This window comes from Stenotrophomonas sp. STEN033, assembly GCF_056856655.1.
Window position 1 is genome coordinate 62,538 of the sequence record NZ_JBXFWM010000018.1, and the last position, 11,377, is coordinate 73,914.

11 protein-coding genes are annotated in these 11,377 nt (G+C 60.5%); 8 read left to right on the plus strand and 3 right to left on the minus strand.

Annotated elements, in window-relative coordinates; genetic code table 11:
• Positions 1-14 precede the first annotated feature (14 nt).
• Together AC1VXC_RS08625 and AC1VXC_RS08630 are read right to left on the minus strand one after the other, a co-directional pair.
• On the minus strand, positions 15-884 hold the full coding sequence (locus tag AC1VXC_RS08625; RefSeq protein ID WP_049444922.1) for an ImmA/IrrE family metallo-endopeptidase: 870 nt from the start codon (positions 882-884) through the stop codon (positions 15-17).
• 2 nt (positions 885-886) lie between these two features.
• Complete coding sequence (locus AC1VXC_RS08630) at positions 887-1,279, minus strand: helix-turn-helix domain-containing protein (protein WP_007182527.1); 393 nt, start codon at positions 1,277-1,279, stop codon at positions 887-889.
• A 287-nt stretch (positions 1,280-1,566) separates the two neighbouring features.
• Here AC1VXC_RS08630 and AC1VXC_RS08635 point away from each other — a divergent pair, with 287 nt between their 5' ends.
• The 6 genes from AC1VXC_RS08635 to AC1VXC_RS08660 all read left to right on the plus strand — a co-directional run bounded on the left by AC1VXC_RS08635 (position 1,567) and on the right by AC1VXC_RS08660 (position 6,872).
• Positions 1,567-1,791 (plus strand): DUF2188 domain-containing protein, encoded by a 225-nt coding sequence (locus tag AC1VXC_RS08635; protein ID WP_071890187.1) that lies wholly within the window; start codon positions 1,567-1,569, stop codon positions 1,789-1,791.
• A 6-nt stretch (positions 1,792-1,797) separates the two neighbouring features.
• Positions 1,798-2,799 carry a CBASS cGAMP-activated phospholipase gene (locus AC1VXC_RS08640; RefSeq protein ID WP_049444928.1) on the plus strand — a complete coding sequence of 334 codons (1,002 nt, stop codon included), beginning with the start codon at positions 1,798-1,800 and terminating at the stop codon, positions 2,797-2,799.
• On the plus strand, positions 2,793-3,935 hold the full coding sequence (locus AC1VXC_RS08645; RefSeq protein ID WP_049444931.1) for a CBASS cGAMP synthase: 1,143 nt from the start codon (positions 2,793-2,795) through the stop codon (positions 3,933-3,935). Before AC1VXC_RS08640 ends, AC1VXC_RS08645 begins: the two co-directional genes overlap by 7 nt.
• On the plus strand, positions 3,932-5,563 hold the full coding sequence (locus tag AC1VXC_RS08650; RefSeq protein ID WP_482995027.1) for a ThiF family adenylyltransferase: 1,632 nt from the start codon (positions 3,932-3,934) through the stop codon (positions 5,561-5,563). Before AC1VXC_RS08645 ends, AC1VXC_RS08650 begins: the two co-directional genes overlap by 4 nt.
• On the plus strand, positions 5,560-6,027 hold the full coding sequence (locus AC1VXC_RS08655; RefSeq protein WP_414715631.1) for a Mov34/MPN/PAD-1 family protein: 468 nt from the start codon (positions 5,560-5,562) through the stop codon (positions 6,025-6,027). Before AC1VXC_RS08650 ends, AC1VXC_RS08655 begins: the two co-directional genes overlap by 4 nt.
• Before the next feature lie 335 nt (positions 6,028-6,362).
• A complete protein-coding gene (locus tag AC1VXC_RS08660) occupies positions 6,363-6,872 on the plus strand; it encodes a JAB domain-containing protein (RefSeq protein WP_044062348.1) in 510 nt (169 codons plus the stop codon).
• Between the two features lie 35 nt (positions 6,873-6,907).
• Here AC1VXC_RS08660 and AC1VXC_RS08665 read toward each other — a convergent pair whose 3' ends face one another.
• Positions 6,908-7,717 (minus strand): hypothetical protein, encoded by an 810-nt coding sequence (locus AC1VXC_RS08665; RefSeq protein ID WP_044062347.1) that lies wholly within the window; start codon positions 7,715-7,717, stop codon positions 6,908-6,910.
• Positions 7,718-8,344: 627 nt separating this feature from the next.
• Here AC1VXC_RS08665 and AC1VXC_RS08670 point away from each other — a divergent pair.
• Both AC1VXC_RS08670 and AC1VXC_RS08675 read left to right on the plus strand, forming a co-directional pair.
• Positions 8,345-9,175 (plus strand): DUF932 domain-containing protein, encoded by an 831-nt coding sequence (locus tag AC1VXC_RS08670; RefSeq protein WP_006473294.1) that lies wholly within the window; start codon positions 8,345-8,347, stop codon positions 9,173-9,175.
• Between the two features lie 80 nt (positions 9,176-9,255).
• Positions 9,256-11,334 (plus strand): ParB/RepB/Spo0J family partition protein, encoded by a 2,079-nt coding sequence (locus AC1VXC_RS08675; RefSeq protein ID WP_482995028.1) that lies wholly within the window; start codon positions 9,256-9,258, stop codon positions 11,332-11,334.
• The last annotated feature ends 43 nt before the right edge of the window (positions 11,335-11,377 follow it).

The following is an 11,377-nucleotide window of genomic DNA, read 5'->3' on the forward strand; positions in this document are numbered from 1 at the left end:
GCTGCCACGCTTAGCTAGCGACGCTTGCTCCGCCCTGGCCACGGCAACTCACCAGTTAATTCCGGTAGGCCGCCATCGTCCTCCACTCGCACGCCGAAGCGGTTCACTTCGATCTCCGGCAGGTCTTCACTGTCAAACCATAGTAGTGAAATGGTGGTGTCGGTACGTGCGTAGTGCCTCGAAAGCTCCCAGAGATCAAGACCTTTTTCCCAGTTATCGAACCATACATCCTGGGAAATCTCCCCCGTATCGGTGGCGTTGACCCCTGAAGATCTGATTCGGTGCGCTACCGAGCCAGCCGGGATCACCGACTTGGGTGATATCCAGGCCCCAGCTTGTCTCAAAGACGTGGAGCGTGCTGCATACCGTACTGCGCCACGCTCCATGGTGACGAAGGCACACGGAACATCGCTGAGACTGGCGAATCTCGACGCAGCCGCGGGAAATGAAGTGCCAAACAAATCGGCCATGCGCTGGATAAGGTCCAAGGAAGGCTCTTCCTTGGGAACGACAGAAAGCCATCGCTGATAAGGCATCAGCAGTTCAGCGGCAAATGTGTCGCAGGCGATCTCGTTGGGATGCCGTTTGGCATAAGACCAGGACGGGACTTCCTCGTGACTCGATTCTAGGTCGAGCACGATATGCGCTATCTCGTGGCAAATAGTGAAACGCTGGCGTTCCTCAGTCTCCAGGGAGTTCACGGTGATTATGTGCTTCCCGTTCGGCTTGGTAATGGTATAGCCAGACTCTCCTTCGCCAAGCTCATCTTTCTTGACCTTGGCATTAGCAGCGGTCACATAGGGAGACAGGTCTCCTCGGATGTTAGAAACATCGACTTTCGCAATGAACGCGCGTGCTTTCTGTCTGACATCCGATTCGTCCATGTTCAATCGTCCTCGTCGTCGTCCTCAAGGGCCTTTTTGATCCGGGTAATCAATGTGGCGGGATCAGGCCTTGCGTTACCCCGATGCCTGACGCCGGCCGCCATCGTAAATACGTCGATACCAATAGACGAATCTTGTAGCACAAATTCGACGAGGTTCGGGTCGGCGTCCGCATGGTCAACCAGCCAAGTTACGAGTGCAGCATCTCTCTCCGTCGGCTTAAGAACCTTCAATAGCTTTTCAATCAGGTCTTGGGAGGGGTTTGTTTTTTCGCCAGTTTCGAGGCGGTAGACGTATGCATGGTCCACTGACGATAGCTGCCCAATTTCACGCAGGGAAAGGGTTCTGCGTTCGCGTAGCGTCTTGATAGCGACGCCCAAGCCTGTTTGTGGCATGAGTTCTGATCCTTGCGTTGCGGGGGAAGGCCGTAGCCCTCTGTTGCATCAACCCCACATTCAGTCGAGTCCAAAGGCGCATGTTGCGCAGGTGTTGCGCCAGCGCACATGCTCTGATACATTGTTGTCTAGCCAGACAACGGAAGCGGATTTTTCGCCTGCTACAGGTTGGATTGGCTTGGTCTTCCTGTTGTCTGCATGAGCAACGTATTGTGCTACAGCGGGCGGCCATTGACAACCCAGCCGGCTGGCTGGGACTTCCATAGTTCCATTGTAGGAGTGCCATCATGGCCGGAAAAAATCAGCATGTTGTTCCTCATCAAGACGGTTGGGCCGTTAAAGGCGCCGGCAACGAGCGGGCGACCTCTGTGCATGACACGCAGCAGCAAGCAATAGATGCAGCGCGGGATATTGCACGCAACCAGAAGTCCGAACTCGTCATCCATCGTCCAGATGGCCGTATCCGTGACAAGGATAGCCACGGCAACGACTCCTTTCCCCCGAGAGGTTAAGACGTCATGACTGACATCCCTACCTACCATGTGCTCGCCCTGTCGGGGGGAGGCTATCGCGGCCTTTATACGGCCACGGTTCTTGCCGAGCTTGAAGCCGTGCTGGGCCGGCCTATCGCTTCCCACTTTGACCTGATTTGTGGCACATCGGCAGGAGGGATGTTGGCTTTGGGACTGGCAGCGGAAATCCCCGCCAGCGAACTCAAAGCACTGTTCGAAGACGAAGGCAGCCGCATCTTTGGTTGCCGCAGTCTTTCAAGACGGCTTCTGGGATTCTGGCTGACTGCAAAACATGATTCGGCAGGGTTGCGGGAAGTGCTGACCGAACGCTTCCAGGGAACCACCGTAGGCGACCTGAAGCATCGTGTTCTTGTACCAGCAGTCAACTACTCGACAGGTCGCGGACAGTTTTTCAAGACACCTCACCACCCTTCCTTTGAATTTGATCACCGCATGAAGATCGTCGATGTTGCGTTGGCGACCGCTGCCGCGCCCGTCTACTTTCCGCTGGCGCGCAACGACCGCGGTGTCTTCGCGGATGGCGGACTGGTAGGTAATGCCCCCGGCCTGTTCGGATTGCATGAAGTCAACACGTTCCTGGCACCGAAACAGGATGTGCGGATTCGGGTTCTTTCCATCGGCACGATGACGATTGGTGCGACCGTCCGTGGCGGCGCTAGCCTTGACCGAGGATTCGGTAAGTGGCGCGGAGGACTCTTCGATCTGGTGATCTCCGCCCAGGAATCGTCCGTGGACTACATGCTGAGGCAGCTGTTGGGGAACAACTACTTCCAGATCGACGACAAGGCAACGCCTGATCAGAGCAAGGACGTGAAGGCGCTGGATCGGGTTTCCATTGGCGCCACGAATACGCTCAAGGATCGTGGCAACCACGCGGCCCAGCGCGCGCTTGGCGATCCTCTTTTTCAACCATTTCGGGCGCACCAGGCCGGCGCCCCCATTTTCTATCACGGCCCCAACAAGAATGTACCGGAGGCCGCATGCTGAACCTGAGCCCGCTTTTCTTTACCACTGTTGACGACGAATCCTGCATCCATGATGAGCTGGATTTGACGCCTGAACAGCGTACCAAGATCGCCAGTGCACGGACGGATGTCAGAAGCTGCCTACGCACGGGCATTCCTCGTGTGATGAGAGCTGGCGGATACACAGAAGACGTACCGCAGCCGCGCTTCTTTACGCAGGGGTCGTGGGCATACAAGACGCTGAACTCGCCGGCACAACGTCCGCAGCAGGCGGATGTCGATGATGGTTGCTATCTACCAATGAGTTTCGTCTCGCAGACGCAGCGCCCCAGCACAGCGGCAACAGTTTTCTTTACTGCTGCGGAAGAGGCGTTAAGGCCGCTGGTCGAAGAAAAGGGGTGGAAGCTTGTCACTGACAAGCCGACTTGCATTCGCATTGTCATTGCTGCCTATGCCCACATTGACATCCCACTATATGCCATCCCCGATCAGGAGTTCGTGAATCTGGCCGAGGCCTCAATGAGGCGATATGGCTACGACTCGGTGATGGATGCCATTATCAAAGCGGAGCGAGATGCGTGGACGGCATTACCGCGCGACAAGGTTTTACTTGCCCATCGTGAATGCAATTGGATGCCCTCTGATCCTAGGCCTGTAAAGGAGTGGTTCCTGGGCGAAGTGGAAGCTAAGGGGGAGCAGTTCCGCCGCGTGGTTCGTTACTTGAAGGCATTCCGCGATTGGAGGTGGTCCAGCGGCGGGCCCTCTTCGATCCTGCTGATGGCCGCCGCGGCTCCGCTATTTGAAAAGCGTGATCGGCGCGACGACCTCGCGTTGCTAGATGTCGTCGCGGCACTACCGGCCCGATTGCGTGCGGGGGTGAACAACCCCGTGGATGAATCCGAATCGCTTACGGTACGGCTGGGCAAAGCCGGTGTCGAAGAAGCTGCAAAGGCGTTCGAAGAATTTGAGAAGGTGCTTCGTGGCGCAACCGACGCCAGCAGCCCTTCACAAGCTTGCATCTGGATGCAGGGCGAATTCGGCCCGCGTTTTCCGAATGAGCCGGATCGGGTCAAGGTGGTATCCATCGTTGCCACCATCGCCGCCGCTCCCGCCGCCGCTGGTCCGAGCGAACTCGTCGGACGAACGAAGGCCGGATGAGCGGCGCCATAGCGGTCGCAAACGTGATCGAGGCCTTTGAGCAGCAAGGCTTCGCGTTTGTTGGCAAGACGGATGACGGCTGGTTCAGGCTGCACGGACAGTTGATCCCGCCCCAATTGGGCAAGGGCTATCCGTGCGAGGTTCAGCTCGATCCGACGTTCTTCGACTTACCTCGCATCCGGCTGCTGGAAATCCCCTCCGAACTGCCAGCTGCGGTTCCTCATCTTGGCGCAGATGGCGGGCTTTGCTATCTCGCCAAGGGCACGGTCGTCCTGGACATCTACGATCCTGTCGGACAGTCGCTGGCATGCCTGCAACGCGCGGCCGTCTTGTTCGGGCAGATCCTGAAGGGGGAGATGATCGAAGATCTCGCGGAAGAGTTCTTCGCCTACTGGCACGGTGGGCTTTGCTTCGTGGACATGCAAAGCGAGGATTTGGGGCGGCAGAACTGCATCGTCGCGCAGGCCAATGGGAATCCCTTGTGGTTCATCACCGACAACGAAGATCGAACAACAGAAAAACTGAAGTCGCTCGGCTACCAAGTCACCGATAGAACGGTGCTGACTTACCGGGTAAAGACGGGTGCTCAACCCCGTCCTCTGACCAGCCATTGGCCTCCTGAAACAGTGAGGGATATCTTGGCATGGCAAAGCACCCTTGACCCTCGGTGCCGGCGCAAGATTCACGAACGCATCAAGGAAGGAGAAAGGAAAAAGGCCAATGGCGTTCTGATCGTCGTCGAATCCCCGTTGATGACGTATGGCTTCGTGGTTCTCTATGACCGCCAACGTCCTGTGCAAAAGAGCAAGCTCGCAGATCGCAGGGATTCCAGCTATGGATTGAAGGTGATACCCATCTCAATGGTCAGAATAGATGATCGCTACCTTGCCCAGCGGAACATGCCTAAGGCAAAGACGCTTGCAGGTAAGAACCTGGCCGTCGTGGGATGCGGCACGATCGGCGGATATCTGTCGGACATGCTGGTCAAGGCCGGGGCGGGGACAGGCGGCGGAAAACTCACGTTAGTGGACTTCGACTGCCTTCTCCCGCAGAACATCGGGCGCCATCGCTTGGGATTTCCAGATCTGCTGTCTAACAAAGCCGAGGCTATGGCGAAGGAACTGAACCGCTTGGCGCCAGGGGCCAAGATTCGTTCTCTTCCCGTTGATGTCAGGCAGGCCCAGTTGGGAGAACTGGACCTTCTCATAGATGCCACCGGGGAGGAATCCCTCGGGCATTGGCTGTGCGGCCACTATCCACCACCTGCGCCCATGCTTTCGGTCTGGATAGAGGGGCCGGGTACGGCTGTCCGCGCACTATTGAGAACGCACGCATCTGGTGCTTGCTACCGATGTCTTTGGCATAGCAATAGAAGAGGTGAACTCCGCTCTACAGTTGATCCTCTTCCTGCCATCTTGGCGGGGCACGGATGTGAGGGCTTATACGTGCCGTTTCCTGCCTCGGTGTCGGTGCATGCTGCCAGCCTGGGCGCAGAGATGGCGCTTGATTGGGTTAACGGCGTCCATTCCCCCGCACTTCGAACGAGGGTCATCGACCGTACCCAGCAATCTGCCACGCCCGACTGTGATCCGCTGCGGAACCCGGAATGTCCTGTATGCAATTCATGAGTTCTTGGGCCACTGGCGACAGGAGGACGTTGCTGCATTTTACGGATTCCGCACTGGAGACTTTTTGCCAGCATATTCAGGTTATTGATACCGCCTGTGAAGCTGGTGGAATTCTGCTTGGTTCAGTTCATGGGGCTCACATGATTATCGAGGAAGCAACGGCCCCTACGGAATATGACAAACGATTCAGATGTCTATTCGAGCGTATGCCCTTTGGTCACGAATCTATTGCCCTGGCGCGATGGACGGGGAGTAACGGGACCATCCGCTACTTGGGGGAATGGCACACTCATCCAGAGGATCATCCTCACCCTTCTGGTCTGGATAGATCGGAATGGAACCGCTTATCAGCGAAGCGTCGGGACAAGCGGCCAATGATTGCTGTCATCGTCGGACGAAAATCTCTATACGCCGAATTGGTGCCGAAATCAGGCCGAGGTTTGGTACTCGCTCCCGTGGAGTAGCGCACAATCAATCCAGTGCGTCCCGGCGTGCAGCCGTCGGGTTCACGGGCTGCGCCCCGCGCTTCGTGCCGAATCGCGGCTATTCGGCTTTGACCCCTGACGCCTTCGGCCCTGACGGGCCTGCGCGCTCCGCTTGCACAAGGGCCAGTGTGTGCAATGGGAGGGTGTAGGCGGTCTTGCTGTTCCCTTCACTGTATCACGGCGTTCTCGCCGTCAATGACTGCGCGTGCTCGCACGCTTGCGGCCTGATGGCCGTCTCCGATCCCTGACTGCTTGCGCTGCGCCGTGCTCTCCACGGTTCCGGGCAATTCCGCCCGAGCAACCGGAGCACGATCATGTCGCAACTGTCCTTTTCCTCGTTCGATTCCTCGCTGATGGTGCGTGACGCGCAGGGGCGCTACCTGCTCGCGACTGCCGAGCAGATTCTGGAGGCCGCGCGCCAGGCCATCGAGCGCAAGATGCAGCGTGGTACTTCGTTCACGTCGCCGGCGGCGGTCAAGGAGTACCTGTGCGCCAAGCTGGCCGGCTTCGAGCATGAGGTGTTCGCGGTGCTGTTCATGGACACGCAGCATCGGCTGATCGAGTACGCCGAGATGTTCCGAGGCACCATCGACGGCGCATCGGTGTATCCGCGCGAGCTGGTCAAGGAGGCGCTGCGGCTCAACGCGGCGGCGGTCATCGTGTCGCACAACCACCCGAGCGGCAATCCCGAGCCGAGCGGTGCCGACAGGACGCTGACCCAGCGGCTCAAGGAGGCGCTGGGGCTGGTGGACGTGCGCGTGCTGGATCACATCATCGTTGCAGGCACCGACACCACATCGTTTGCCGAACGTGGCCTGATCTGACGAAGGGGGCTTCGGCCCCTTTTTGCTGCGCCGTGCTACTCGGTTCCGTTGCGCTCACGCTGACGGAGGCGCTTCACGTAGGCTTCGTCCACCAGTTCGTCGGGGCCGAGATCCAGTGCGCAGTTCGCCAATGAGGCCAATGTCCGATCGGTCAGCTTGAACGCCCTTGGCAGTTGGCCGTAGTTCTCCGTGCTGTTTTCCTCGATCGAAGCGAACAGTGCCTTGAAGAAGTCGGCCTTGGAGGGACGGGTCGCCGCAGTGGCGGCGGCCGTCAGTGGGTCTGTGGCCGCCATCTCCGCCTTCTCAGCATCCGATGCCAGTTCGCGCATGAAGTCGCCCAATGAGGGCCAATACTTCAGATCGAACTGGCCCCGGAGGGCATCCAGCTTCTCTTGTACATATGACTGGAACAGGTAGTTGTTCTGGGATGCAGCCTCGATCACGTCGCCAACGTGATAGTGGGTTTCGCTGCTGAAACCCGAGGTGTTGTGCAGATCGGTGCGTTGATCCAGCAGTTCTGCCAACTCATTCGCCTTTCTCGCGATTTGCTGATTGACGTTGGTGAGGTCGTTGCGGGCGGTGCGCGCCTTCAGCATCTTCTGTGGATTCCAGAAAGCGGCAGTGCTCAACACAAGGCCGAGAAAGACCTGGAGCGCCGGAGGCCGGGCGTGGAGCTTTCCATGCAATTCATCGTAGGCGTCTTTCAATTCGACGCCACGCGCCAGCAGGCGATCCGCGACCGCGTTCTCGCTGGGCAGGATGTGGTGCTCGATGTTGTACTGCTTTCCCTCCAGGAGGAGGTCTTCGCAGGCTTGCTGCGGATTCACGGTTTGAGACGAACTCACGGTCTGTCCTTGATGTTTTAGATGCTTCACAGCGTATTGAACCCTGCCTGATTTGTCGGTACCCGAGCGACTGTTGATGAACCGGCTCTGAGGTACCCACGCCAATGCAATCCGGGCGTCCCCGGCCCCCTGGGAGATGGCCGGTCGCGCTGTCGTGCGCGTGGCGCATCGAGCCGCCTGCGGCGTCTCGCCCCTGACGGGCTTCCATCGTTCCCTCGCTCCGCTCGGCTGACGCCTTCGGCCCGGAATCCTCGATCCGGGCCTGCGCGCTTGCGCTTGCGTGCAGTTCAGCACACGGGGACGGCCGTTGCCATGTCCAGCCGTCTCCCCTGACTTCATCACCTTGTCCGCGACTGTAGCCCGTGTCCGCGTGCCGTCAAGGCGCGCCAGGCCGTGTCCTCGGCTGCGCCTGCGGGCCGCACCTACCTGACGCTTTTCTCCTTGACGGCCCACGTCCGTGGGCTCCTGACCGTCGCGGGCGATGAACTCAGGAAAGACGGTGGCAACAGGGCCAACCGGGTTCCTCGTGCCAACCGCACCGAACAGCCGAAAGGCTGGGCTCCGAATCTTGGAATCCGGTGTGCGGTGAACAGCAAACCCTTTTTTTTCTTTGTCAGGAGAAAGACCATGCAACTCGCATCCCGTTTCGCTTCCCGTTCCCCCTCGCTGCGCAGCGACTACCCGCTGACCGATGACCAGATTCACCGCGTAGCGCCGTCCATCTTCGCGGACGCGCCGCATGAAAGCCGTTCGCAGCGGTACGCCTATATCCCCACCGCTGCCGTGCTGGCCGAGCTTCGCAAAGAAGGGTTCCAGCCCTTCATGGTGACGCAAACCCGCGTGCGCGATGAAGGCAAGCGCGAGCATACGAAACACATGCTGCGCCTGCGCCATGCCAGCCAGATCAACGGCGCGGAAGCCAATGAAATCGTGTTGTTGAACTCGCACGATGGCACGAGCAGCTATCAGATGCTCGCGGGCATGTTCCGGTTTGTGTGCAGCAATGGCCTCGTGTGCGGCGACACCGTGGCCGATGTGCGCGTACCCCATAAGGGCGACGTGGCCGGGCAAGTCATCGAAGGCGCTTTCGAGGTGTTGAGCGGTTTCGAGCGCGTGAAGGAATCCCGCGATGCCATGCGCGCGATCACGCTGGACGAAGGCGAAGCCGAAGTGTTCGCCCGTTCCGCGCTGGCCCTCAAATACGACCCCACCGACAACAAGCCCGCGCCCATCACCGAATCGCAAATCCTGATGCCGCGCCGGTTCGACGACCGCCGCCCGGACTTGTGGAGCGTGTTCAACCGCACGCAAGAAAACCTGACCAAAGGCGGATTGCATGGCCGCAGCGCCAACGGACGTCGCCAGCAGACCCGCCCCGTGCAGGGCATTGATTCCGATGTGCGCCTCAATCGCGCCCTCTGGATGCTGGCCGATGGCCTGCGCCAGTTGAAAGCCTGATTCCCCACGCGGCAGGGGCAGGCAGCAGCCCTTGCCGCATCCCTCGCTGCTGCATCCCTGAACCGTTAGGAGCTATCACCATGAACGCCATCACTCAAACCGAAGCCCGCGCCGTCAATACCGCCGCCGTCATCCCGCTGGAAGCCGCCGACCCGAGCAAGAACCTGATTCTGGTTCCACTGTCGCGGCTGGTGTCGCGCCCCAAGGGCCGCAACGTGCGCAAGACCGTCCCGCGCATGTCCATCCCCGAACTGGCCGCGAGCATCCAGCGCGTGGGCCTGCTGCAAAACCTGATCGTCACGCTTGCCGCCGATGGCGAGCATTACGAAGTAGTGGCTGGTGGCCGTCGCCTTGCCGCCCTCAAGCTGCTGGCGAAGAAACGCCGCATCAGCAAGGAATGGGAAGTGCCTTGCCTGCTGGTGGCCGATGGCACCGCCCGCACGGCCAGCCTCACCGAGAACGTGCAGCGCGAAGCCATGCACCCCGCCGACCAGTTCGAGGCATTCGCCGCGCTGGTGGCCGAAGGCCGACCCATCGAGGACATAGCCGCCGATTTCAGCGTGTCCCCGCTGGTGGTGCAGCGCCGCTTGAAGCTGGCGAACGTGTCGCCCCGCCTGCTGGCCGACTACCGCGCCGAAGCCGTGACGCTCGATCAGTTGATGGCCCTTGCCATCACCGACGACCACGCCGCGCAGGAAACCGCGTTCTACGACGCGCCGACGTGGCAGCGCAACCCTTCCCAATTGCGCGACCGCCTCACCGAGCGCGAGATTGACGCCTACCGGCATCCGCTGGTGCGTTTCGTGGAACTGGACACCTACGAAGCCGCAGGCGGCGGCATCCGCCGCGACCTGTTCGCGGAAGGTGACGCGGGCGTGTATCTGACCGATGCCGCGCTGCTGGAACGGCTGGCGCAAGACAAGCTGGCAGGCATCGCCGCCGAGGTGAAGGCCGAAGGCTGGGCGTGGGTGGATGCCACCCCCGCCGTGACCCATGCCGACCTGCACGCCTTCCAGCGTGCGCCGAGGGAGCGCCGCGAACCGAACAAGCGCGAAGCGCAGCGCATCGAAAAGCTGCAAACCAAGCTACACGAACTGGCCGCAGCCGTGGATGACGCGCTGGATGCCGAGGACGAAGAAAAGGCCGATGCCTTGCAGGAGGAAGGTGAAACCGTGGGCGAGCAGTTGCAGGCGCTGGAAGATGGCTTGCAGGACTACGGCGCGACAGTGAAGGCCGCAGCCGGTGCCATCGTCACCATCGACCGCAACGGCGAAGCCGTGATTCATCGCGGGCTGCTGCGCGAAGCCGAAGCCAAGGCGCTGCGCACGCTGGAACGCTTGCGGCAGGGTTTCAGCAGCGAAAGCGAAGCCGGGAACGACGACGAAGGCGAAGACGACGAGCAGCACAAGACCGCCGCCATGTCCGACAAGCTGGCGCAGCGGTTGAGCGCCCACCGCACCGCCGCGCTGCAAATCGAAGTCGCCCGGCATCCGCAAGTGGCGCTGGCCGCGCTGGTGCATGGCATGGTGCAGACCGTCTTGCAGGGAAGCCACTACGGCCCCCGTCATGATGCGTTGCCGCTGGGCGTGAGCCTCAAAGCGCAAGACCGGCTGGAAGGCATCGCCCCGGACATACCGGATTCGCCCGCCGCCGTGGCGCTGCGCGAGTTGCAGCAGGTGGCAGGCGAAGGCTTGCCGGAGGACAGCGCCGAACTGTTCGCCGTGCTGCTGGCGAAGTCGCAAGATGAACTGGTGCGGCTGCTGGCGGTATGCGTGGCCGTCACGGTGGACGTGGTGACACCCCGCGCCACGCAGCAGCAACCGGGCGCGGAACTGGCGCAGGCCGTGGGGCTGGACATGGCCGCATGGTGGAAGCCCACCAATGAGGGTTATTTCCGGCATGTGCCGAAGGCCACGATTCTGGAAGCCGTGGAGCAGTACGCCCCGGCGCACATCACCCGGCTGGCGAAGTTGAAGAAGGCCGACATTGCTAGCGAAGCCGAACGGCTGGCGGATGGCACCGGCTGGATGCCCGCCGTGTTCAAGGCTGAAGGCACCGACGACACCACGGCGCAGGATGCGCCGCAGACCGTGACGGATGACGAACCGGAAGCCATCGACAACGCCGACGAGCAACAGGCCCACGCACTCGCCGCCTGATCTTCACCATCCCCGAGCGCCCCGGTTCCGGCCGGGGCGCTTC

Bases quoted from the DNA above. Each gene is read 5' to 3' on its own strand.
- AC1VXC_RS08625 (WP_049444922.1), bottom strand. From the start codon at position 884: ATGGACGAATCGGATGTCAGACAGAAAGCACGCGCGTTCATTGCGAAA.
- AC1VXC_RS08630 (WP_007182527.1), bottom strand. From the start codon at position 1,279: ATGCCACAAACAGGCTTGGGCGTCGCTATCAAGACGCTACGCGAACGC.
- AC1VXC_RS08635 (WP_071890187.1), top strand. From the start codon at position 1,567: ATGGCCGGAAAAAATCAGCATGTTGTTCCTCATCAAGACGGTTGGGCC.
- AC1VXC_RS08640 (WP_049444928.1), top strand. From the start codon at position 1,798: ATGACTGACATCCCTACCTACCATGTGCTCGCCCTGTCGGGGGGAGGC.
- AC1VXC_RS08645 (WP_049444931.1), top strand. From the start codon at position 2,793: ATGCTGAACCTGAGCCCGCTTTTCTTTACCACTGTTGACGACGAATCC.
- AC1VXC_RS08650 (WP_482995027.1), top strand. From the start codon at position 3,932: ATGAGCGGCGCCATAGCGGTCGCAAACGTGATCGAGGCCTTTGAGCAG.
- AC1VXC_RS08655 (WP_414715631.1), top strand. From the start codon at position 5,560: ATGAGTTCTTGGGCCACTGGCGACAGGAGGACGTTGCTGCATTTTACG.
- AC1VXC_RS08660 (WP_044062348.1), top strand. From the start codon at position 6,363: ATGTCGCAACTGTCCTTTTCCTCGTTCGATTCCTCGCTGATGGTGCGT.
- AC1VXC_RS08670 (WP_006473294.1), top strand. From the start codon at position 8,345: ATGCAACTCGCATCCCGTTTCGCTTCCCGTTCCCCCTCGCTGCGCAGC.
- AC1VXC_RS08675 (WP_482995028.1), top strand. From the start codon at position 9,256: ATGAACGCCATCACTCAAACCGAAGCCCGCGCCGTCAATACCGCCGCC.